The sequence below is a fragment of the Hymenobacter koreensis genome, from assembly GCF_039541855.1.
Taxonomy (GTDB): domain Bacteria; phylum Bacteroidota; class Bacteroidia; order Cytophagales; family Hymenobacteraceae; genus Solirubrum; species Solirubrum koreensis.
The window spans coordinates 1147570-1171410 of record NZ_BAABHA010000002.1 but is presented as its reverse complement, the minus strand read 5'-3'; the positions used below and the strand labels follow the sequence as shown (position 1 = coordinate 1171410).

Genomic DNA, 23841 nt, shown 5'->3' with positions numbered 1-23841 from the left:
GGAGTTTACAGCGAGCGATAGGTAAGAACAAAGCGCGGCGCCGACGGTAGCTGGTGTGCGGAGGCGGCGTAGCCCGGCGCTTCACCGGGAGTGGCTGTTTTGCCGGAACGGTCGCGCGGCGCAGTTTCGGCGGGCTTCACAGGCATGGGAATTATCACGTTCTGGCGTTGCGCTACGGGCTGACCAGCAGCGTTGCGCGCCGGTGTCCAGCGGGGCATGTCGCGCACGAGGCGGAGGGCTTCTTCGTCGCAGCTGCGGCACAGGCGGCGCACCACTTCGGCAGCGCCAATGCGGCCATCGTTCTGAATAACGAAGCGCACCTCCACGGCGCCGCGCAGGTTTTCCTGCTTCAGCACTTTCGGCTCGCGCAGCTTATCGGTCATGTACTGGCGCAAGGCCGTACCGCCGCCCGGGAAGCTGGCCTGCACGGCTACCTGGCCACCGTCGAACACGTGATTGGGGCCGTACATGGGCACGGGTACGGTAAGCTGCACCGGCACTGCACGGCCGTTTTGCTTGCCGGGCTCGAAGCCCGTTAAGGAGTTGACCGCCGTTAAAGCGGCTTCGTCGCAGCTGGCGCAGAGGCTACGCGCCACCACGGCGTCGGTCACGGAGCCGTTGGCGCGCACCACGAACTTCACGAACACCAGCCCTGCGGTACGGCCTTCGCGTACTTCAACGGGGAGTTTCAGTGCCGTTTGTACCGCCGCCGTTACCCCGCCGGGTGAGCCGCCGATGGCGGGCATCTGCTCCACGTAAGTGTAAACCTTTTCTTCGGCGGGCGTCGGAGTTTCGGCCGCTCCCACGTCAGGCTTGGCGGGAGTGGCACTGAACGTGACAGGCACCGTGTACTGCACGTTCACCACGCGGCCGTTCTGCTTGCCGGGCGTCCAGGCCGGCATGGCTTTGATAACGCGCACGGCCTCTTCGTCGCAACCGGCGCCAATGCCCTTTTGCACCTTCACGTCGTTAATGCTGCCGTCCTGGCGCACTACGAAGTTCACGAAAACCTTGCCTTCTACTTGGTTGCGTTGCGCCAATTCCGGGTATTTGAGGTTCTGAACCAGGTAGTTATGCAGGCCTGGCATGCCGCCCGGGAATTGCGGCATTTGCTCCACGTAAGTGTAAATCTGTTTGGAGCGGTCGGTTTCCACCACCTGCGGCTTTTGCAAGTCGGCCAAGTCCATTAAGTCACTGGACTTGGATGGGCTTGCGAGCTTCTGAAACGGTACGGTTACCGCGAATCGGGTGGCCACGGCTTTGTCGGACTGCCGGCCCGGGCGCCATTTGGGCATGGCCTGAATCAGGCGCAGGGCCTCGGCATTGGTAGCGGCACTCAGGCCGCGGGCTATAAAGGTATCGGTGAGGCGGCCGTCGGAACGTACCACAAATCCCACCAGCACCGCGCCCTGCACCTTGCCCTGCTGTACCTCGCTGGGCAGGCGCGCCGCTTTCAGGTACTGTTGCAAAGCAAACTGACCTTCGGCGTATTCGGGTTTTACTTGCAGCTGATAGGCCTCGTACACCGGCTCAGCAGTAGCAGGAGCTGCTTTAACCGGCGCTTTTTTAACGCCTGCCCGTTGCTGCGCCGCTACCGGCAGCAGCGGTAGCGCCAGTACGCCGCCTAGCAGCAGCATTCGGGGCCAAATAGGTAAGACAGAGAACATAGCAGCAACGAAATCAAGTAGAAAGATACGCTGCTGTTGGTTAGCGGGCCAGCGTCCAGGCGGCGCGCACGCGCGGGTGTTGTTCGGTAGCGGTGCGCAAAAACACCAGCTCGTTAAGCTGCCCCACGCGCCAGGTTTCAATCAAGTCGTCGTAATGCTGGGAGCCGGGGTTGCCCGATTGGCCGCCGGGAAACACGCCGTAGGCCTGGGGCTGCGGACCCAGCGCCACCACCATGCGCCACGAGGGCCCGTTGCGCTCGGAAGTGGCGTTTACAATGCCCGCGCCGCCGCCGCAGTCCACGTCCATGCGGCCAAAGCCGGGCAGTTGCGCCAGGTGCAGAATGTCGGTGCTCTTTTGGTTGGCCCAGCGCCAGTTGGGCCCGAAGTCACCGTGCTTTCGTTGCAGGGAATCGGCGGCCCATTGGAACGAGTTCAGTGCCAGCTGCTCCAGGGTTTCGGTAGCGGGGGTGCGGCGGTCGTCGATCCACTTCGAGGCGGGCTCCTGTAAAAGGAGCGTGTTGGTTCGGTCGCGGGCAGGGTAGCGCATTTCGCGGCCCACGCCTTTGCCGAACTCGTCGTCCCACACGCGCTTCACCAGGTTGCTGTACCACATGTCGAAGATGCTCGGCCCGATGGCTTCGGCTTCGTAGAAGTAGTTCCAGCGGCGCAGCTCATCGAAGGCGCGGCGCTGGGCGGCAGTGAGTTGCTGGGGCTGCACCAGGCTCAGCATGCGGGGCAGCATCAGCTGGGCGTTCAGGTTCAGGTTGTCGTTTTGCAGCAGGCGCAGGCTGTCCACGGTTACCTTGGTCATTTGCGCCAGCCGCTCGTTAATGCGGTGGCCACGCTCGTAGCTGCCAAAGCTCCAGCCCAGGTAATACGGGTAGTCGGGCCCGGCCGAAAACTGGTTGGCCGACGACACGAAGCCGCGCGGCGGGTTTTTTACGTGCGGGTTTTGAGCCGCCGGAATCCAGCCCTGCCAGTCGTAGGCGGGGTCGGAGCCATCGAGGATGAACTTGCCCTGGTTGCGCCACTTCAGCGGAAAGCGGCCGTTGGGCCAAATGGCAATGTCCTGCTGGTTGCTGGCGAATATGAAGTTCTGGGCCGGCGAGCCGTATGAGGCCAGCGCGGCGGTATAATCATGGTAGCTGCGGGCGCGGTTCAGACGGTAAAACGTCAGTACCTCGTTGGCCGGGTCGTGGGCGGTCCAGCGCAAGGCGTGCCGAATGGGCGTTTGGTCCAGGAAAGGCTTTTCGTCCTGGTCGTATACAATGGGGCCGTGGTGGGTGTAGAGCACGGTATCCACGCGGTCGGGCAGGCCGCGCACTTTGATGTGTTCTACTACCCGGCGTATCGGCTTCCACTGGTTGTCGTGCCAGTATTCGCGCTTGGTGTTGTCTTTGAACTTGATCTGGTACCAGTCGAGCACATCGGCGCCCACGTTAGTTACCCCCCAAGTGGCCTGCTGGTTAAAGCCGATGATGACCAGCGGCGAGCCGGGAATGGTAACGCCGTACACGTTCACGCCCGGCGCCACCAGCTGCACCTGGTACCAGATGCTGGGCAGGTTAAGCTGCAGGTGCGGGTCGTTGGCCAGCATGGGGAAGCCGGTGGCCGTTTTGTTGCCGCTCACGGCCCAGTTGTTCGAGCCCAGTTCGGGGTCGGGCTCGTTCTGCGGCACGCGGTCCGACATGGCCGCTTGGAACGTGTTCGGCGCTTCGGGCACCGCTACCGGCTTATAATCCAGGGGTGTGCCCACGGGCACAATCGGGTCTTCGCGGGTGGGGTAGTCGGGAAACAGGTCCCGTACCACGGCCGGTCCGTAGGCATTCAGCGCGTTCGACATCCGCAGGTCGTCGGAACGGCCGCTTAGGTCCCAGGCCATCAGCTTAAGCAGCAACGAGCATTTTAGCGGCTGCCAGGGCTCGGGCTGGTAGTTCAGCAGCTTGTACTCGAAGGGCAAGGTGCGCGGCGTAAGGCCGTCGATGTAGGCATTCACCCCCGCCGAGTACGATTCCAGCACGGTGCGCGTGGTAGGGTTGGCCATCATCACGTCGAGGGAGCGTTGCGCGCCGTACACCATGCCCATGCGCCGGAAAAACCGGTCGGTTTCCAGGCGGCTCTCGCCCACAATTTCCGACAGCCGGCCGGCGGCTACGTGGGTCTGAAACTCCATCTGCCAGAGCCGGTCGCGGGCCGTGAGGTAGCCCTGGGCAAAGTACAGGTCGTGGTCGTTTTGGGCGAAGATGTGTGGCACGCGCTTGTCGTCGAAGCGCACCGTAACGGGCTGCTGCAAGCCGGGTAGGCGCAGGGTTTGCTCCAGGGCAAAGTCGCTGTCGGCCTCACCGTTTCGCCAGAAGCCCTCAAACGGGCTCAGAAACTTGCCGAAGGCGGGCACCTGGCCGTGCGAAGTGTTCAGCACCCAAACCAGTGACCCTGTAAGCAGTAAACCCAGCGTGGCCTTAATCCATCGAAGCATCATACACAACGAAACGTAAGGCCATCAAGATGCATGCTCTGCCGCTGGCAAACAAGTTCCGGCTTTCATAGCGGTGTAAGGCCCGGTAAAAACAAGCGGTGCCCCGACTCCTGAAGTCGGGGCACCGCTGGGTTCAGGCGCTTTGGGTTGAGAGGCTTATAGATTTTCGGCCTGACGCACGAGGCCGCTGATGCCGCGGGTTTGCAAACGCTTGCGCAGGTCTTCGGCGGCTGAGCGGTCGAGGCCCTGACCCACCACCACGCGGTTTACGGCGCGGCCTTCGGGGGTAGTCGTTGGCTGCACGGCAATCAGGAGGTTGTTGTCGAACTCGGCAATGCGCTGGCGCAGCTGCTCGGCGTTGCGCAGGTCGCCGAAAGTGCCGGCCTGCACTACAAACGTGGGCGCGGGCTCGGGTGTGGCGTTAACGGCGGCCGTGGCTTCGAGCACCGCGGCGGGTACTTCGGGCGCTTCGGGGTTGAGGCCGGCCACGTCAACGGTACCGGCTACGGGGCCCACGGGCGTGTTGGCGGGCACAATTTCCGCTACCACATCCACGGCCCCCAGGCGAATGATATCGAGGGGGCGAGCCGCTACTTCGGCCAGATCGAGGATGCGCTGGTGACGGAACGGGCCGCGGTCGGAAACGCGTACGATAACGGCTTTGCCGGTGCGGGCATTGGTTACGCGCAGCTTGGTGCCGAAGGGCAGCGTTTTGTGCGCGCAGGTGTACTTGTGGCGGTCGAAACGCTCCCCGTTGCTGGTGCGTTTGCCCTGGTGTTCACGACCGTACCAGGAGGCGCGGCCGCGTAAAACGCTTGATTTGCTGGTAGTAGTAGCCGGTGTGTCGTCGGCGATGGTACGAAGCGGAGAGGCGAGCAGCAAAGTTGCCGTCAGCCATATCATCAAGAAGCCCGAGAGGTTGAGTCGTTGTTTAAACTTCATTCTGTCGCTACTATGGTGAACGGGCCAAAACTATTAGCCTAATTCTAATCCAAAACGAATTGGGCCTAGCCAATAAAAGCAAAAGTTCCCGAAAATTGTCTTTTGTCGGTAATTATTGCATTTAGTTTAACTGCGGCGTCGTTAAAAAATAGCCTTTTGTGTTTCGAAAAGGTTGGTTTTGTATTCTGAAAGGAGTATATCCGCGCCGTTTCCGAAATAAGATTATCCGCCGCCGAAAAAAAACGGCCGGGCTACTCCGGGTTTTGTCCAAAGCCTGGTTGCACAGGTGGTGATTTTTGCGTAAGGCCCTGGCCCACGCAGACCCTCGGAATTGCGTAGGTTTGCGGCATGGATTTCGGCCGCCTTCCCGAGTTGCAGGGAGTAGACTTTACCCTTCCGCCCGACCACCCCGATACCGCCGCCCTGCTGCAGCGCACCCCGCCGCCCGCCGCGTCGGCGGGCATATGGGTAGGCTGTCCTACCTGGACCAACAAGTCCTGGCTGGGCACTTGGTATCCGCTGGGCCTGCGCGAAGCCGAGCAGCTCAATTGGTACGCGCGGCAATTCAACAGCCTAGAGGTAAACGTAACGCACTACCGCGTACCCGATGCCGAAACCGTGCGCCGGTGGCTGGCCGCTACGCCCGAGCACTTTCGCTTCTGCCCCAAGCTGCCCCAGGCCATCAGCCACGACCGGGAACTGTTCCGCACCGAAGACCTGACCAACACTTTTTGCCGCGCCCTGGAGGCCTTAGGGCCGCGCCTCGGCACGGCGTTTTTACAGCTGCCGCCCACTTTCGCGCCGCCCCAGCTGCCGCGCCTGGAGCGCTACCTGCTCGACTGGCCCGCGCACCTGCCGCTGGCCGTAGAGCTGCGCCACCCCGCCTGGTACCACGACGCGGGCCTGGTGGCTGAAACCGCCGCCTTGCTCGAAGCCCTGGGCAAAACCTGGGTAATTAGCGACGTGGCCGGCCGCCGCGACGTGCTGCACCAGCGCCTGACCACGTCCAGTGCTTTCATCCGTTTTAACGGCCACCAGCTCCACCGCTCCGATTACCTCCGCGCCGACGCCTGGGCCGAGCGTATTGCCGCTTGGCTTACGCAGGGGCTGCAACAGGTGTACTTCTTTATTCACCAGCGCGATGTAAACGATGCTCCCGTGTGGGCGCAGCACTTCCTGCAGCGTTTGGGCAAACTGACCGGGCGCGAGCTGCATCTACCCAAGTTGGTGGTGCAGCCGGTACAGGGCAAGCTGTTTTAAACAGCTGCTCCTATCAATATAAAGTTGAGGACCCGGGCCGCTGCCGGCTCCAGCCCAGCATGAGCGGCATAGCCGCGCCGTACAAGGTTACCTCTGCTCTGGTGGCAGCATGAACTTAAGAATGCACACCCGGGAAGGCCGTTAAGGGCCAGTTGCATTGGCGCCTTCGGGTATTATACCAGAAACCGACGCAGCAATTGGCGGTTTAGGTATTCGTTTGAGCGGGTTGCCCGCCGGTAATTGGGCTAGTTACACGTGTGGGTCTTACGCCGACATGGCTATACGACTTAAATAAGCCGTTTCTGACGCTATCAAAAACAGTAAAAAAGCGGCGGCGGCAGTGCTAAAAAGGCGTGGTGGCGCTACCAAGATGCACCGGCCTAAAAAAGTGCTGCGCGAATCACCCCATTGCATGCCCGGCAACGGCCGAACTACGTATTTTGTCGAACCGCCTACTTCGTTTGTATGTTACGTTTCTCCCGTTTTCAGGCCCTCAGCCTTGTGTTGTTCGGATTAATGGTGCCGGGCGCCGGGGCGCTGGCGCAACAGCCCGCGCCCGTAGCGGAACGCACCTCGTGCCTGCTGCTGCCGCTGGACGTGGCCGAGCGCGCCGCCCGCGTGCCGCTGGTGGTGGAGGGAGAGGTAGTGGCTCAAACCAGCTTCTGGGACCAGGAACGCCGACGGATTTACACGGCTAACACCGTGCGGGCGTACAAACTCCTGAAAGGCAACCTGCCCGGCGGGTCTTCGGAGCTGACAATTATAACCGAAGGCGGTACGGTGGGCTATGAGCGGCACGAGTTAACCAATACCCTGGAGTTGCAGATCGGCACGCAAGGCGTGCTTTTTCTGGAATCGGCGCCATTCCCTAACCTGCCGGCTACCATGGCCGGAAGCTGGGCGGCCTACGCCAGTCAGCAAGGTTTCGTACGGTACAGCCTCGCCGACCTTAGCGCTGCCGAGCCCTTCCGCACCTACGCGCAAATCGACGCCGCCTTTTACCGCCAATTACTGCCGGGCGTAACCCAGGCGCCGCGCGAGCTGGCGCCTAACGCCGCGTTGGCCGCAGCCCAGGCCCGCAAAGCCACGGCGGGGCGCGGTGTAAACGTAGTGCTTATTGCTACCCTTAGCCCCACTACCCTCAGTGCCGGCACCGGCGCCGTGCTTACCATTCGGGGTTCAGGTTTTGGCCCGACCACGGGTTCGGTGGCTTTCCGCAACGCCGACGACGGCGGCGCTACGTTCACGCCGGTGCTTGGTACCGATATTCTTTCGTGGTCGGATACCCAGATTCAGGTGCGTGTGCCTTCCTATAGTGCCGAGCAAAAGCCGGCTGGCACCGGCAATGTGCGCGTAACCACGTCCGATGGGCAACAGGGGCAAAGTCCCACGCCCGTTACCATCGTGTTTGCTCAGTCGAACGTGCAGGAAACGAACACCAAGGAAGTGGTGCCCACCGACCACTTTAATCAGAACGGCAACGGCGGCTACAGCTTCCGCTACGACCCTGGTTTCGCGCAGAACGCTCCGGCCGCCCAGTCTTTTCAACGGGCCCTGGCTCAGTGGCGCTGCCAAACCACTATTAACTGGGAAGTGGGAGCCACGCGAACCAGCCGCGGCGTTTCGGCCGATAACGTTAACGCCGTGGAGTTTGACCAGGGCAGCGAGCTACCGGCCCGGGTGCTGGGGCGCACCACCAGCTATTACTCGGGCTGCCGCAGTACCACGGGGCAGCTGTTGTTCTGGGTTCGGGAAATAGACATGCAGTTCGACGACGGCATCAACTGGCAATTCGGTCCGGCACCGGCCACCGGCGGGCAGTTCGATTTCGAGACCGTTGCCGTTCACGAGCTTGGGCACGGGCACCAGCTTAGCCACATCATTCGGCCCGGCGCGGTTATGCACTTTGCCGTGGCCAATGGCCAAAACCAGCGCACCCTGAACCGCGACAGCGACATAAACGGCGGCCGTACCATTTTGCGCACCCGCAGTTTCGTGGCCGATGCCTGCGGCCCCGCGCCCATGCAGCCCGCCCCGCTGGTAGGCGCATTGCAAAGCGTGGTAAACGAAGGCGCTGGGGTTCGGCTTACCTGGGTTACCCGCGACGAGTGCAACGTGCAGAGCTTTGTGCTGGAACGCAGCGCCGATAACCAGACCTGGCAAACCGTAGCGCAGGTGCCGGCCACTCCGCCCGCCGCCACCTACTCCCGCTTCGATAGCCAGCCGCTGCCGGGCCTGAGCTACTACCGCCTGCGGGTGGTGCTGGCCACCGACGGCGAAAGTCTGGCCGCGCCATCGGTGCCGGTGCGGGCACAGGGCGGCTCGGCCCGGGCGTTTCAGGTTTTCCCTAACCCCACTGCGGGCGCTACGGTTCAGCTGGAATACGTGGCCACCGCGCCCGGCGACCTGGTGGTGCGGTTCTACGACGCCGTGGGGCGCTACCGGGGCGGCCAGCGGCTACAAGTGCAACAAGTGGGCCTCAACCAGCTCAGTATTACGTTGCCCGCTAACTTGCGCGCCGGCTGGTACGCCCTGCGCTGGGAAGGCCCGGACCAAAAAGGCACCCTGCCGATTATCAAGCTGGAGTAGCAGGCCGGTGTTTCGGGCCCAATGCCCAATGCCCACCAGCCCGGCATTGGGCATTGGGCCCGAAGCGCCGGTTTTACTGCTTGAGCAGCCGGACCGTGCTCCGGTTTCCGGCGGCATCGGTGGCCGTTAGCAAATACAGGCCGGAGGCGAGGCCGGCCAAAGAAACTTGCTGCCCGGTAGAGGATACGGAGGGCGCCGCCGGCCAGGCCCGCATTAGTTGGCCGAGCGTGTTGTGCAGCTCGATTTTACCAACGAGCGGGCGGGGCAGCCGCAGCGTTACGAACTCGCTAGTGGGGTTGGGCCAGGCTTCCAGCGTGTGGGTTATGGAGGCAGCAGGGCCGGTAGCCAGCACGGTGCTCCACGGGCGCAGGGAGGCCAGGCCAATATCGCCGCGGCCAATGGTGCCGGTTTGCAGGCTGGCCGCGAAAACGTAGTCGCCGGCGGCGCCCACCGCCAGGCCGGCGGCGTAGGTGTTGTCGCCGCGGTAAAACAGGGTATCGCGCAGCTGCTGGCCGTGGCGGGTGAGCTTGTGCAGGCTAAGGCTCATGCCGCCGGGCGTGTAATTTTCTGCCAGCGCCACGTAGTTGTTGTCGGGGGTAACGCGAACGTGGCGCACGCTGGGCAAGCGCTGAAAGTAGCGTAGCTGGCGCGACCAGACCGTGTCCATATCGGTGGTGAGCTTTATTAGGCGTCCGTCGCCACCCATCAGCACGTAACCCGGCTCGGCCGCCGTCAGGAAATAACAGATAAGATTTCCGGGCAGGTAAGGCTTGGTAGCACCGAACACGCCGGCGTCGCTGACAAACCGAAACCGGGCGTTGGCGGGCGTAAAGAAGTTGGGAGAGGTTACCCAAAAGCCTCCTGGGACCTTCACTATACAAGAAACAGCGGTGTTAGGCGGCGGCAGTATCTGCTGCAGCACCTGCCCGCTAGCAGCAATGCGCAGCAGCTGGGATTGGGTCATGAGGCCTGCGCTGAGAAAAAAGTTGTTGTTGGAATCCAGCGTCACATCGTAGTACATATCGTGAGTGGGACCCGTCGTGCGCCGGGTCCAGAGCGAGTCGCCGCGGGCGTTGGTGTCAACGAGCATCAGAAAGGCGTCGCCGTTACTGGAGTTGTTGTTGATCATAACCCCATCACCCGTAATCAGCACCCGGCCGGAGGGGTCCTCGCAGGCCCGGCCCGTGTAGAGCACCTCGAAACCGCGGATGGCGAAGCGCCGGGTCCAGAGCGTATCGCCCTGGGAGTTGGTACGCACCAGGTACACGCGGGCCGGGAACTCCTGCCGGCCAACAATTAAGTAGCCGCCCGCCCGCAGCGGTAGCAGCTCGGAAGCGGCTTCGTTGCTGGTGGCCCGCCCGAAGGTGCGCTGCCAGCGCACCTGGGCACCGGCGGAACCTGCGGCCAGCAGCCCGCAGAATAGTAGAAGAAGAAAAATAAAACGCATGGCTTCGGGCGGTTAGGGGTTCACTTGCACGCGGCGGGTTACGCGCTGCCGGCCGTCGGCGCTCAGCACTTCCAGCAGGTAGGCGCCCGCCGGTACGTCGGGCACGGTCACGCCGCGGGCTGCCTCGGCGCCGGAGCATCGGCCGGCGCGCACCGGCCGGCCGTAGGCATTGAGCACCCGGTACTGATACGGCGTGCCGGCGCCGGCGCCGCGCAGCTCAAAAACTACCTGCCGCGCCGAGGCGGGGTTGGGGTAGGTGTTCAGTGTAAGCGAGGCGCCGGCATTTCGGCCCACGATAACAACGCCCCGGTCGCGGATTTCCAGCCGCCCGCCCCGCTGCAACTCCAGCTGGCCGTAGCGGGTCAGCTCGTCGGCCATGGCCTGGGTGGGCACGCTCAGTAGGGCCTCGTTTTCAACCGTTACGCGCCCTTCCTCGTCAATCACAAGCTGCCCATGGTCCTCTACGTAGAACGTGCTGCCCGCTCCAAGCACTATCTGGCTAATGCGCTCTACGTGCACGGTAGCGCCGTTGCGGCAGGTAAGGCGGGTGGGGTTGATAAAATCGCCGGCGGCCGAGCGGGTTGTGCGTTGCGGCGTGGCGCTGCGGTCGAGCAGCAGTACGGCGTCGGTCAGCACGTTTACGTCGTAGCCATTGGTCGCGTCGGGTACATCGTTTACGTGCAGCTCACCCGTCCAGCGGGTGCTATGAATGCTGGTATCGTTGAACCGGACGCGCACGGTGATGTCGCCGTTGGCGGCCACGTTCACGATGCGCACCGAAATGCCGTTCAGGTACAGCGGTGAGAGCTGCTGGGTATTGAGGTCGAAGGATTGGTGGGGCAGCGGCATGGGGTTGCGGTCGAGTCCTATTTTGTGGCCTACTTGCCAAAACGGGCTGCGGGCGCCCATCATGCCGTCTACCAGCTGCCCGTTCAGGCTCCAGAAAGGGCGGAATTCGTTTCGGCCGCCCGAGTTAATGTAAGGGTCGTAGTCAATACGGTTGTTGCCGTTAGTGTCGTAGCGCATAGGGGCCAGTTCGCACTGTCCGCTGGTGGGATTGGGCCGGCGGTGGCCCATGTCGTAAACGACATTCTGGGGCAGCCACAAGTGTAGTCCAAACGTGGAAGCCGCCCCGCTCCAGTCCGCGTCGAAGTTGCCGTCGGCCGAGAGGAACTTCAGCCCGCCGGCCCCCAGGCCGTCCCAGAAGTAAGGGGCCATGTTGCGCACCATCTCCATGTCTTCCACGTACGCTTGCAAGCCCGGCCCGGCCTGCGGAAATGCCTGCGGGGGCGTGCGGCCGTCCAGGGTCCAGGCAGGGCCGTCCCATACGCTACGGTTCTGGTGGTTTTCTAGCCAAAGGTGCTGCCAGGTATCGGTGGCGTCATCGTAGGTGTGGGGCAAGCGAATGCGCAGCATATCGCCCGAGGTAATAAAATCGCGCAGCGTGTATTCGCCGGAGGTTGGCAGGGCACCCGCGCCCCACACGTCGCCGCTGACACCGGAAGCCTGCAGCGGGGCCCAATTCAGCAGCCACCGCTCCCAGCCGTTGGCGCACATGCGCATGGGGCCCCCAATCATGCCGTACCCTTCCGATGAGTAATAGTGGCTGCCCGTTACACCGTTGGCGTGGAGGTAGTGAGGGGCGTCGTAAAGCGTATGGCCGAACTCGTGGGTGAACAGCTCCTTGTTCATGCCCGCCATGCCAACGCACTGGGTGAAGCCATGGGCGGTGTACAGCGCCGCCGAGGTGCTGGTAGCCGGCGCTAATTCTACGTACGGAACGGAGGCGTAGCCACCGCCGCTGCCCTGTATTAAATCGAGGCCGGTGGTGCCGTAAGGACTGCCGCCGGCGTAGCGCCATACAATGATGGTGTAGTCGATTTGGTTGTCGGGCGCCGACGTGGAATTGTCGGTCAGGTAGCGCGGGCCGTTGGTGCGCGCGTCAAGCTGGCTGGGGTTCAGGCTTTGTAACTCCGCCTGGTAGTCGGTCCGAATCTTTTCCAATACCTGTTGACTGAAGCCCTGCCACCTACGGTTTCTAATATTGGCCCGGTCAATAGCCGGCACGTTTACCCGAATGGGAAAGTTGACGGCCAGCATTTTCAGCGGCTTGCTGTTGTGCTGCGACATCTGGTAGTAGAAGTTCGACAGCGTGCGGTCGGTAGCCGAACTGCTGAACTGTGCCAGGCTGGTGTAGAAATTGCTGGCCGCGCTGCGAGGCAGCGACTCGCCCCAGGCCGACCCGTTCAGTTGCTGCGGCCAAGCGTTGTTTGGATTATTGTTGTTGTTAGGTATAGCCGGGTTAGGCTCGTTTCTAATGAAGTCAAACTCATTATCCTCCGTAAAACCAGCTTACACCACCAGCACTTTGAGCACGCCACGGGGCGTTTGACAGTTCCCGTAATAGGTGCGGGGACCCGAAGGCGCCGGGCCTATAGTCAGTATGGGTGGAGGGGTGCTAACGCTGGATTTGCCATTGGGGCTTTCCGGATAGCAATTGAACGTGTTGAAGTACGCCGGGTGAATAGGCGATATAGTGGGAGCGGGCTGTTCCTGTGCCCAAGCAGCTATGGTGCCGCTGGCCAGCAGCAAAACGGCTAGCCAACGTTTGCCTGTTCGGCCAGGGGCAAACGCCCAACGGAGTGAAGGAGTAGCTTCTTTTTTCATAAGTTGGGTATGGTGAAAAGTGAATAGAAATGGAAGCAGTGATATAAGGTGTGCGCGGTAAGCTGTTGGCGCGCGGTAATACAGCTAACAAGCTAGTATAGTCATGCGTAAATTCCTAGCGGCTGCCGGCAAACTCGCAGGCTTTTTGCAGGCGCCCTGCGCCAGCGGCTCGCCGCGCCGTACTTTTGCTTTTGCTATGTTTCTATTACGCGCTTGCACACCGCTGTTCGTACTGCTTCTGGTTACTTCCGCTGCCTCAGCCCAGAAATACCGCACCGCCATTGGTACCCGCATTGGCGGCGGCAATTACGGCCTCACTGTTCAGCAGAAAATAGGCGAGAAAACCACGCTCGAAGGCCTGGGACTGATCGTAAGTACCCGCGAGGTAACAGCCACGCTGCTGGCTGAACGTCACTTTCCCATTCTGGGCCCCAGCCTGAACTACTACTTTGGGGCTGGTGGCCACGTAGGCCGGCACAAGGAGTTTGGGGCTGTGGGCGGGTTCGATGTGCTGGCGGGTGCCGAGTACAAGGTGGCGTTCCTGCCCGTGGTGCTGAGCTTTGACTTTAAGCCCAGCTATGAGATTGGCGGCGAAGACTGGTTTCGTTTCCCCTCGGCCTTTTCCGTGCGTTACGTCCTGATCAAGGAGAAAAAGAAGGAGTCGATGCTCGACGGTTTGTTTGGCGGAGACAAGGACCGCGAAAGATCAAGGGAGCCGCGCCGGAACAAGAAGTCGGAGAGCCAGCCGCGCCTGCTCGACCGCATCTTCTAAGCCGCTTCAGTTAAGTCGTGCCTTTTACTGACGTGCTGGCTGAACCAGTTGGGGTAAGTCGTGTCCATATGCGCTTACTGTTTTTATAGTATCTGATTGGTATTTAACGATTTGCTATTATGTGACGCTCGGTAAGGAGTGGGGGAATACAGCACCGATGGATTGATTATAGAACTTTAATATTATAAATTATTACATTGTTTATATAAATATGTTGCTAATTAATATTAGATAGGTATATTTACTAATGGTGCCGCCACACCATTCTCCACCCTTTTATGCTGTATGAATATGAAGAACGTCTTCGCATTCGTTCCACCGCAGCACTGGTTTCTTACGCTACTGGCCTTGGTCTGGAGCTCGGTTGCCTTTGCTCAGCCCTCGGGCTGTTCCGGTAACGACCCCGGGGGTAACCCCGTCACGAACGGTCTTTACGCAGAATACTACGCAGGCTATTTCAACGATAACCACGCCTTTTTTACTACCGGCCCAGCTCCACTGCAGCGGGTGGATGCCCAGGTGAATTTTGTGAACGATGCCAGCTGGGGGGCCATCCTGCCGCCCGCCGACGGTTCCCTGGCTTATCCCGAACGGTTTAGCGCGCGTTATCGGGGCAGTTTAAATGTGCCGGTAACGGGCCAGTACACCTTTTACCTGACCTCCGACGATGCCTCGTTCCTGTGGTTTGACGACGCCACGCTTGATTTGCCTGCCCAAGACAGTCGGGCTGCTATTATAAACGGTGGCACCCACGGGCCCATCACGCAGCAGGTAACTATAACGCTGGCCGCAGGCTTGCACAATGTGCTTATTCATTACGGCGAAGACCAGTACGGCAACAGCCTGGTGTGGGAATGGGCCAGTGCCGATGCCGGTATTACCCGGCAGCCGGTACCTACCTCGGCTTTGTGCACCCGCGTTCAAAACCTGCGCCAGCCACCCCAATCCATTACTTATACCCCGCCCACGGCTACTATATCGAGCGGTACAGCCATTAGTTCGGTCGTGCCGGTGGTAAACGACGGCGGCCTGCCGGTTACGGGCTTTGCTATTGCCAACAGCGCGAGTTTGCCGGCCAGCATTACCATTAACCCCAGCACCGGAGTGCTTACGGCTGCGGGCACCTTGCCCACCGGCCAATACACCGTAAACGTGGCCGTAACCAACGCCGATGGTACCAGCACCTTCAACTCGGTATTCACCTTCGATATTCTGCCGCCGCCGCCCTCGGGCTGTGCCGGCACCGACCCCGGTGGCAACGCTCCGGCGGCCGGCCTATACATGGAGCTGTACACGGGGTATTACGGCGACAACCCGGCCTTTTTCAATGCTAACGCCCCCGTCATCAGCCGCGTCGACCCGGTTATCGATTTTCAAAGCGTAGGCAGCTGGGGCAATATTGTGCCGCCGGCCACAGGCTCGGTAACCGACCCCGACGCTTTCAGTGCGCGCGTGCGCGGCAGCATTCGGGTAGATGTTCCGGGCTTTTACACCTTTTACCTCACCTCCGACGACGGCTCTTTCATGTGGGTGGATAACGCGGCCATTGCCGCCACCATCCAGAACAGCACGGCCCTGATTAAAAACGGCGGCCTGCACGGCGACAACACCGTGCAAGCTGAAATTTACCTTACCCCAGGCCTGCATAACGTGCTCATTCACTACGGCGAAAGCGCTGCCGGTAACACCCTGCAGCTGGAGTGGAGCAGCGTCGACGCCGGCATTACCCGCCAGATAGTACCCCGAAACGTACTGTGCTCGGTGGTGCAGCCGCTGCGCTTTCCTCCCTTGGCTCTAACCTACAGCCCGGCTACGCTTTCCATGGTATCGGGCGTGGCACGCTCGTCGGTAGCACCGGTTGTCGATGCAAACGGGCACGGGCCCATAACCCGGTTTATTCTGGGTAATGCGGCGGCCTTACCGAGCGGTATTCGGGTAAACTCAGCCACCGGCGTGTTAACGGCCGATGCTACCGTGGCCACTGGCACCTACGCCGTGAGCGTTATTGCCACTAACGCCGAGGGGGCCACGCAGTTCAGCAATGCCTTCACGTTTGTGGTAACTCCCACGCCGCCGCCCAACTGCACCGGCACCGACCCCAGAGGTCAGCCGGTAACAGCCAGCCTGCTGGGTGAGTATTACGTGGGGTATTTCGACGACGAGCCGAACAACCAGGCGTACTTCAGTTCCCGCACACCCCAGATGATGCGCCAGGAGGCGTCCATCAATTTTGTGTCGCCCACAACCTGGGGTAACCTGTTGCCCATCGCGCAGGGCACCGCTGACGACCCCGATTACTTCAGCCTGCGCCTGCGCGGCAGCGTGTACGTGGCCACAGCAGGTACCTACACGTTCTACCTGACTTCCGACGATGCTTCCTACCTCTGGGTCGACAACGCGGCGCTGCTGTCGCCGCCCGTAACCGCCGACGCGCTGATCAACAACGGCACCGGTCACTCGCCCATCACCAAGCAAAACAGCGTGTACCTGTCGGCGGGCCTGCACAACGTGCTCATTCACTACGGCGAGTTCAACGGCGGCAACACCCTGAAATTAGAGTGGAGCAGCGCCGATGCCGGTGTTGCCCTGCAATTAGTGCCCACCACCTCGTTCTGCTCGGCCACACAAGCCGTGCGGCCCCTGCCCATTTCCCTGACGCGTTTTGCGGGCCGATCTATAAACACAGGGGTGGAGCTTACCTGGCAAACGGCCCAGGAACGCGACAACAGTCACTTTGAAGTGGAACGCTCCGCCGATGGCCGCAGCTATGCCACCCTCGGGCGAGTAGCCGGCAACGGCAACTCCAGCAACCCGCGTAGCTACCGCTACCTGGATACCGAGGCGTTAGCCGGCTCGGGCTACTACCGCCTGCGTCAGGTCGATTTCGACGGAACAGCCACGTACTACGGCCCCGTGGCCGTGCAAACAGCCCGCGGCGGCCGTCTGGAAGCCACAGTGTTTCCGAACCCCAGCCGCGGCGACTTTGTCCTGCGCCTCAGCGAGCCAGTGGCAGCTGCCACGCAGCTGCACATAGTTGATATGCGCGGCCGGCGCGTGTACGAGCAGCTGCTTCCCAAAGGCACCCGCGAACAATTGGTGCCGGATCCGAAGCTGCCCAAGGGCGTTTACGCGCTGCGCCTACTGGCGCCGGGTGTCAGCACTACGCTCCGGCTCGTCGTAGAGTAGTTTAAGCACGAAACGCGAACGGGCCCCGCCGATATCCATCGGCGGGGCCCGTTCGCGTTAGGGAAGGGTGCTAGGCTAGCTGCGAACCACCCGTCCGCTGCCGCTGATGCGCTGGGTTATACGCGGGCTGCCGGCGTAGCGCACGTTGCCCGAGCCGGCAATGCGGGCGTCGAGGGTTTGGCTGGCTTGTATTTGGCAGCTGCCCGAGCCGCTGATGTGCACTTCGGCGGCATCGGAGCGCAGGTCGGCAGCCTGTATGCTGCCCGAGCCGCTAATGTGTACTGCCAGGCTGGGTGCTGCGCCGCTGATTCGCATGGAACCCGAACCGGAAACCGACGAGGTAAGCTGCTTGGCCTGCACCGGCGCTTCCAGGCTGCCCGAACCGCTAACGGCTAGCTTCAGCCGCTCGGTGCGCACCATGTCCAGGGCGCGGATCTTGCCCGAGCCGCTAAGCAGCAGGGCATTCACCTGGGGCATGGTAACGTACACTTTTACTTTCCCCTTGAAGCCGCGCCAGTTAAAACCCCGATGGTCCTTGGCCTGAATGCTGAGCCGACCATTTTTCACCACTGTTTCCAGTTCGGCCAAGTCCTCAGCTAGGGCTTCCACTTCCACGCGCTGCGTGGCGCCTTGCCGCACTTCCACCTCGCTCGATGTGGAAAGCGAGAGTTCGGTAAAAGGCGCTACCTCCCGTACTTCGCGCCCGGCAGCAAAAGAAGAGGGTGATACGGCGGTAGCCACGGGCGTAGCCGGACGAAATGCGGGCAAGCCCAGTAGCAAAAGCGCGGCAAGGGACAGAAGTTGCGGTAGTTTCATGGCACAACAGGGAAATAGGTGAAACACGTTGCGGTACAGATGCTCGGTTTAATATAACCGTTGCCTAATGTAGATAAGGGCGTTGTAAATTATTGTTAATCAGTGTGGTGTAATGAATCAGGACCCTACTGACTTCATGCCCCACACCTCAAGCTTCCAGAACAGGAGTTGCGCCCGGGGCGCCTGTACGCCGGGTTTTGATAATCACCTCAATCTGGATTTCAAACCCGAATAGGTGGCAACGACCAGCCATGCTTCACCGCCAGCAGGCGGAAAATGGTTATCAAGCCCACCGACAGCAGGAAGTTGACTGTCGGATCGAGGCCCAGGAAAAGTGCCAGGACGTAAAAGGTGGCGCCGGTCAGGCAGGGCGTAGCGTACAGTTGCCGCTCAAACACCAAGGGTACTTCGTTGGCAAGCGTATCTCGAATAACACCACCAAACAGTGCCGAAACGATGCCCAGCAAGACTGCCGCCCACGCATTCACGCCCGCGTTCAGTGCTTTTTCAAGCCCCAGAATGGTGAAAATTCCGATGCCCAGCGTATCGAACACCAGCAAGGGGCGTTGCAGCACGCCCAGCCACCAACGGCGGCAGGCAACGGCAAGAATTACGCTGAAAATGACGACCAACAGATAGTTGGCGTCGCTGATCCAGGCCACCGGGTGAGCCTGAATGATTACATCGCGCAAAGTGCCTCCCCCAACCGCAGTCACGAAGGCGAAGATGAACAGCGTAAGCAGGTCCAGGTCTTTCTTCTTGTGCAATGCCGCCAACGTACCCGATATGGCGAATACCCCCGTGCCGAGCAGATCAGTCCAGTAGAGTACGTTCATAAGAGTCGGCCTCAGGAATCAACCGATAGGGGTTTGGAATACCGGCCTCCCGGCTTTGCTGATCAGTGCTACATGTCTACGCTGAAAACATGCGCATCGACTGCCGGAGCAGCGCAAGCGGTTGGCGTTTGGAATACGAGTAAACTAGCTGTACGCGCTTTATGCCGATAGAAAGGCAGTCAGCTCTCCGGCATACGTTAGCGTAAGCTGGTGCATGGCCCGGGTGCAGGCAATGTAGAGCATGCCCTTGTCCACCTCCGTTTTGTAATTCCGGGCCGAGGCAAAAGGCACGATGACCGCATCGAATTCCAGACCCTTCGCCAAATGGGCCGTGGTAATAAGCACCCCTTCTTTGAAAGACGTAGACTCGTCGGTAAGCAAATGCACCCCGGGTGCTTGCAGCACCTGGTACGCTTCCTCGGCCTGCCGGAGCGTTTTGCAGATAATTCCCAGGGAATGGTTTCCGGCGCCTTGAAAGGCCTTAATTCGCTGGCGGATGGTTTCCCACTCCTCGTTTTTGCCGGCGCAAGGCACCAGCTCGGGCTCCGGGCCATGCCGTTCCAGCGGTATGATGTGTGGGTTTGGTGTAATGTGCTGGGCGAAGGCCGTAATTTCTATGGTGGAGCGGTAGCTGCGAAACAGCTTCACCACGTCGGCCTGCGGGAAAACGCGTTCAATGGTTTCGGCCGACGACGCACTGTACGGGTTAACCGTCTGGCTGACATCACCCAGGATGGTTTTGCGGCACGAGAACAGCCGGGACAGCACGGCGTATTGCACCGGCGTGTAATCCTGCATTTCGTCCACCAGCAAGTGCTTCACCTGCTCGTAGGCAGTAATGCCTTCCAGGCGAAGGCGCAGGTAAATCAAGGGGAAAACGTCGGCGTATTCCAGGTGCAGCCGATGGTCGAGCTTTAGCAGTTCAGGCCGCCCAAGCCAGCGGTAAAAATCCCGGTACAGGTCGGGTAGGTTTTGCAGCTTGAACATGCGGGAAATACCGTCTCCTATCGTGGCTTTGTCCTGCCCGGTTAGCTTACGGCCCGCGGCGTCCCGCACGTAAGCCCGAACATCGTTAGCTACCAGCCCGAAGCGCTTTAGCAGCGGTACGCGGTGATACGTCCGGAATTTTTGCTGGATAAGGGCAGCAGGAACAACGGTTCTGCCCACCCGAAGCTCGGTAACGTTCAGGTAGGTATTCTCGATGTGAAGTAGGTACTGGTTTAACTGGCTAAGAAACTCAAAGGATGATTTGAAATGGATACGCTCGATGAAAGCCGGGTTGTGCGCCTCCAGCAACGCGGAAACCTGCTCAAAAAAGGTCTGGAACGTGAAGCGGGTATCAAGCAAATCAGCTGCCAGCTCCTCCATGCCCATCTCGGGAATGTGTTCTTCTCCCAGCTCGGGCAACACGTTCGAGATGTAGTCGGCAAAAACCTTGTTGGGCGAAATGATGAGGATGTTTTTGGCCGCAATGGTTTCCCGGAAGCGGTACAGCAGAAACGCAATGCGGTGTAGGGCAATGGATGTTTTGCCCGAGCCGGCCACGCCCTGAATGACCATTACCGTCGCCTCTTCGTTGCGAATTACCGCGTTCTGGTCGCGCTGAATCGTCGCGACGATGGTCTTCATCTTATCGTCGGAAGACTTGGCCAGCTCCTGCTGCAGCACGTCGTCGTGGATGTTCACGTCGCTGTCGAGCATGAACTCCAGCCGGCCGTCGCGGATCTTGTATTGGCGTTTCAGCTCAATAAGGCCCTGAATGGTACCCGAAGGGGTAGGGTAGGAGGCTTCGCCCAGCTCGAAGTCGTAAAACAGCGAGGAAATGGGGGCACGCCAATCGTAGATCAGGTTCTGGCGCTGCCGCTCGTCGGAGTACGAGTGCACGCCGATGTAGACCGGCGCGGTTTGCTGGCCCGGCGTGGTAAAATCGATGCGGCCGAAGTACGGGGACTGCGCCAGCTTAAGCAGCTTGCGTTTTCGGGCCACGGCCGCGTCGCCGGTAAAGGCCATGCGGTTAATGGACTGGCCGGCAGCCACCATATCGGCGTCGTCCATGCCCGACTGGTGCTCGTGGATGTACTGCTTTTTCTCCCGCAGCTCATTGGAAAACTGCCGAACGGCGTCATCCACCCGCTTCACCGATAGCAGCAGCTGCTCTTTGATTTCTTCCAGGTACTCTCGCTCTTCCTGTTCGGTCGCGTTCTTCACGTGCGGCTCTTGCATAATGGACCTCAAAGATGAGGGCAAATTTCGGGCTCTAGAAGAACTCCCACTAGTGGCTTGGTGGGCTACGGTACTGGCGCACCGACTAAAATTCACCCAGCGCGGCCGCTGGTATTCGTGGCTGAACAGGCCTGAACGTGCGGGCTCCGCTTCTACTAAGAGGCGCAGGTTTTTCGCCTTGCCTAAGCCAAAAGCTGAAGGGAGCCAACCGCAGCTTCCCGCATTATGTGGTCAGCAGTGGGAGCTGTTTTCCCTTGTTCCGTGTAAGTTATGCTTGCAAACTCCCAGCGGCTAGCGTGGCAGTGGCCGCTACTCCACTGCCCTCGCGCCCCAAGTAGCCAGTTCCCCAGTTAATTAACTCCTGAAACATGGGCTGCACGCGCCGTCCGTGTTCGGTGAGTTGGTACTCTACTTTGGGAGGAACCTGTTGGTAAACCAGCCGCTGTATGATGGCATCGGCCTCCAGTTCGCGCAGCTCCTGAATCAGCATCTTTTCGGTTACCTCGGGCACCAGCCGGCGTAGCTCGCCGTAACGGCGCGGGCCGTCCAGCAGATAGGAGAGGATAAGCAGCTTCCACTTGCCACCCAGTACGTTGAGGGTAGTGCGCACCGGGCAAATGGCGCCGGCCGGTTGTTCGGCACACTCGGCCCATTGGGCTTCGGCCTGCTGTTGTTTTGTGAGTTTACTCATAAAATTTACTGCTTGATAATCAGTATTACTGAGAAAAAGGTAGGCACCCTACTTAATCGTAGGTACTTGCTTTGGGGAAAGGTAAGGAATTTCCTTTGGGCCACTGAGGCGCTGCGCTAAAGCAGAAAGCCGTTGGGTACTTTCTTTTCACGCTTGCTCTTTTTTCGAAATAGTATGAATAAGCACTTTGTAGTTGTTGGCGCTACCGGAAACATCGGTTCCCAACTGGTTCACCGGTTGTTGCAAAGCGGCCACCGCGTAACGGCCGTGGCCCGGGCCAGCAACCGCCTCAACGCCCTGCAGGCCGCCGGCGCTGAAACCAAAGCCGGTAACCTACAAGACACCGCGTTTCTAACCGAAGCCCTACAAGGAGCCGATGCGGCTTTTCTCATGATTCCGCCCAACGTGGGTGCCCCCGATAACCTCGCGTACCAGGATGAAGTGGGAAGCAGCATTGCCGCCGCTGTGCGCGCCGCCGGATTGCGCCAGGCTGTAAACCTGAGCAGCATTGGGGCCGAGTTGGAAGCCGGTACCGGCCCGATTGTGGGGGTACACCGGCAGGAAAAGCGGCTAAACGCCGTCGAAGGTCTGAATGTGGTGCACCTGCGCCCGGCTTACTTCATGGAAAACCTATTGGCTGGCATTCCGCTGATTCAGGGCATGGGCATTAACGGCTCGGCCACCCGCCCCGATGTGGCGTTTCCCATGATTGCCACGCAAGACATTGCAGCCCGCGCTGCCGAAGTGCTGACGACGGGCGTGCCCGCTGGGCATTCCGAACAACTGCTGCTGGGCCCGCGCAACTACACCAACCAAGAAGCAACGGCCATTTTCGGGCAAGCCATTGGCCGGCCCGAATTGCCCTACGTGCAGTTTCCCTATGACCAAGCCAAGCAAGGTATGATGGGCGCTGGCTTGTCGGAATCGATGGCCAACCTCTACATCGAGATGACGCAAAACCTGAACGAGGGCCGCATTATGCAAAGCGAGGTACGTACCCCGGAAAACACGACGCCCACCACGCTTGAGCAATTTGCGGAGCAGGTGTTCGCGCCAGCTTTCCAAGGCGCCTCGGCAGCGCAGCCGGTGGCCTAACATTCTGCTTGAAGCTTCAAAGCAGCAGCGCCCTTCGCCTAACCGGTGAAGGGCGCTGTTTTTTCGCCAGCTTTAAGCCCGTTGCCTGCCTTAAGTACGCTGCCATGACGCCCCACGAAAAACTGCTGCACCGCTTCTACCAAGCCTTCCAGCGCCGCGACCACGCCGGCATGGCCGCCTGCTACCACCCCGAAGCCACGTTCGAAGACGCTGCATTTCGGCTACAGGGCGCCGCCGACATTGGCAGCATGTGGCAAATGCTTTGCGAGCGGGGCAAAGACTTGCGCTTGACGTTCAACGACATTAAAGCAGATGAGCACCAAGGCAAAGCCACTTGGGACGCGCACTACACGTTTTCGCAAACCAAACGCAAGGTGCACAACCACATTCAGGCCCGCTTCACGTTTCGCGACAACAAGATCCTGACGCACCACGACGAGTTTAGCTTCTGGCGCTGGTCGCGGCAGGCGCTGGGGCCGGTGGGGTGGCTGCTGGGCTGGTCGCCTTTTTTGCGCCGCAAAGTGCAGGCGTCGGCTTTGCAGGGGCTGCGGCAGTTTCAGGCGCGCCGGGCTTCGTAGAGCTAGGCTCAGCGCGCTAAATGCATTGCTGACCAGCTTCAGTCTTTACTTTTTCATCGTCAGCACCGGATCCTGGGCTTTCTTGTCGATGGACGTGTTGTGGCCATCGATAACGAGCCATTGGCCTTTGCGCTTTTCCATAATCATGGTGAGCACGCCGGTAGAAACGTCGCTCATGTCTTTGCCGTCGGGCATTACCCAGCCGTCGAGTTTCCAAGCCGAGCGCACCAGCGCCAGGTCGGGCCGCAGCATTCTTACCTCGGAGCGCAGGGTGGTGTGCTTGGTTTTGTTGAACATCAATTGCATAAAGATGTCCAGGGCGTAGCGGTGTTCGGAGGTGTTTTGCCACCACATGCCCACTACGTTCACCCATTGTGCTTCGGGGGCAAAGTGGCGGAAGTACAGGTTCAGGTCGTGCTTGTTCCAGGCATCTACTGTGCCTTCCAATACTTGCAGCACGGCCTTTTCGTCGGCGGTGGTTTTGGCGGATTGTGCCTGGGAGGCGGTGGCCAGCACGAGGGCCAGCAGGAAGCTGAACAGGGTTTTCATGTTGCTCATCGGGTTAGAGTGATGAAGCAAAACTAGCCGCCCAGCCA

At 60.4% G+C, this 23841-nt stretch carries 16 protein-coding genes; 6 read left to right on the top strand and 10 right to left on the bottom strand.

Going from position 1 to position 23841, the window contains the following annotated elements; all coding sequences use genetic code 11:
• Nucleotides 1-5: 5 nt before the first annotated feature.
• The 3 genes from ABD903_RS07855 to ABD903_RS07845 form a co-directional block, all read right to left on the bottom strand.
• The gene (locus ABD903_RS07855) at nt 6-1667 is read right to left on the bottom strand and encodes a TonB family protein (protein ID WP_345222869.1); all 1662 of its coding nucleotides are present in this window, start codon (nt 1665-1667) and stop codon (nt 6-8) included.
• A gap of 40 nt (nt 1668-1707) precedes the next feature.
• Complete coding sequence (locus ABD903_RS07850) at nt 1708-4146, bottom strand: penicillin acylase family protein (protein WP_345222867.1); 2439 nt, start codon at nt 4144-4146, stop codon at nt 1708-1710.
• A gap of 153 nt (nt 4147-4299) precedes the next feature.
• Nucleotides 4300-5085: a septal ring lytic transglycosylase RlpA family protein gene (locus ABD903_RS07845; RefSeq protein ID WP_345222865.1), complete on the bottom strand. Its 786-nt coding sequence runs from the start codon at nt 5083-5085 to the stop codon at nt 4300-4302.
• Between the two features lie 348 nt (nt 5086-5433).
• Here ABD903_RS07845 and ABD903_RS07840 point away from each other — a divergent pair, with 348 nt between their 5' ends.
• Both ABD903_RS07840 and ABD903_RS07835 read left to right on the top strand, forming a co-directional pair.
• The gene (locus ABD903_RS07840) at nt 5434-6345 is read left to right on the top strand and encodes a DUF72 domain-containing protein (protein ID WP_345222864.1); all 912 of its coding nucleotides are present in this window, start codon (nt 5434-5436) and stop codon (nt 6343-6345) included.
• A gap of 465 nt (nt 6346-6810) precedes the next feature.
• Nucleotides 6811-8934: a matrixin family metalloprotease gene (locus ABD903_RS07835; protein WP_345222861.1), complete on the top strand. Its 2124-nt coding sequence runs from the start codon at nt 6811-6813 to the stop codon at nt 8932-8934.
• Nucleotides 8935-9007: 73 nt separating this feature from the next.
• On the opposite strand, the gene ABD903_RS07830 is transcribed toward ABD903_RS07835, so the two are convergent.
• Complete coding sequence (locus tag ABD903_RS07830) at nt 9008-10381, bottom strand: T9SS type A sorting domain-containing protein (protein WP_345222859.1); 1374 nt, start codon at nt 10379-10381, stop codon at nt 9008-9010.
• Between the two features lie 12 nt (nt 10382-10393).
• A complete protein-coding gene (locus ABD903_RS07825) occupies nt 10394-12511 on the bottom strand; it encodes a T9SS type A sorting domain-containing protein (protein ID WP_345222858.1) in 2118 nt (705 codons plus the stop codon).
• 733 nt (nt 12512-13244) lie between these two features.
• Here ABD903_RS07825 and ABD903_RS07820 point away from each other — a divergent pair.
• On the top strand, nt 13245-13820 hold the full coding sequence (locus ABD903_RS07820) for a hypothetical protein (protein ID WP_345222856.1): 576 nt from the start codon (nt 13245-13247) through the stop codon (nt 13818-13820).
• A gap of 291 nt (nt 13821-14111) precedes the next feature.
• Entirely contained in the window at nt 14112-17006 is a 2895-nt protein-coding gene (locus tag ABD903_RS07815; RefSeq protein ID WP_345222855.1) for a PA14 domain-containing protein, read from the top strand.
• Nucleotides 17007-17081: 75 nt separating this feature from the next.
• On the opposite strand, the gene ABD903_RS07810 is transcribed toward ABD903_RS07815, so the two are convergent.
• The 4 genes from ABD903_RS07810 to ABD903_RS07795 all read right to left on the bottom strand — a co-directional run bounded on the left by ABD903_RS07810 (nt 17082) and on the right by ABD903_RS07795 (nt 21572).
• Complete coding sequence (locus ABD903_RS07810) at nt 17082-17822, bottom strand: head GIN domain-containing protein (protein WP_345222853.1); 741 nt, start codon at nt 17820-17822, stop codon at nt 17082-17084.
• Between the two features lie 221 nt (nt 17823-18043).
• Nucleotides 18044-18658, bottom strand: a complete 615-nt coding sequence (locus ABD903_RS07805) for a trimeric intracellular cation channel family protein (protein ID WP_345222851.1) — start codon at nt 18656-18658, stop codon at nt 18044-18046.
• Between the two features lie 159 nt (nt 18659-18817).
• A complete protein-coding gene (locus ABD903_RS07800) occupies nt 18818-20881 on the bottom strand; it encodes a HelD family protein (RefSeq protein WP_345222849.1) in 2064 nt (687 codons plus the stop codon).
• Nucleotides 20882-21149: 268 nt separating this feature from the next.
• The gene (locus tag ABD903_RS07795; RefSeq protein WP_345222848.1) at nt 21150-21572 is read right to left on the bottom strand and encodes a winged helix-turn-helix transcriptional regulator; all 423 of its coding nucleotides are present in this window, start codon (nt 21570-21572) and stop codon (nt 21150-21152) included.
• 174 nt (nt 21573-21746) lie between these two features.
• Between ABD903_RS07795 and ABD903_RS07790 the strand changes: the two genes are divergently transcribed.
• The gene (locus ABD903_RS07790) at nt 21747-22667 is read left to right on the top strand and encodes an NmrA family NAD(P)-binding protein (protein WP_345222846.1); all 921 of its coding nucleotides are present in this window, start codon (nt 21747-21749) and stop codon (nt 22665-22667) included.
• 104 nt (nt 22668-22771) lie between these two features.
• Nucleotides 22772-23245, top strand: a complete 474-nt coding sequence (locus ABD903_RS07785; RefSeq protein WP_345222844.1) for a nuclear transport factor 2 family protein — start codon at nt 22772-22774, stop codon at nt 23243-23245.
• A 45-nt stretch (nt 23246-23290) separates the two neighbouring features.
• On the opposite strand, the gene ABD903_RS07780 is transcribed toward ABD903_RS07785, so the two are convergent.
• Nucleotides 23291-23803 (bottom strand): SgcJ/EcaC family oxidoreductase, encoded by a 513-nt coding sequence (locus ABD903_RS07780; RefSeq protein ID WP_345222842.1) that lies wholly within the window; start codon nt 23801-23803, stop codon nt 23291-23293.
• Nucleotides 23804-23841 lie beyond the last annotated feature (38 nt).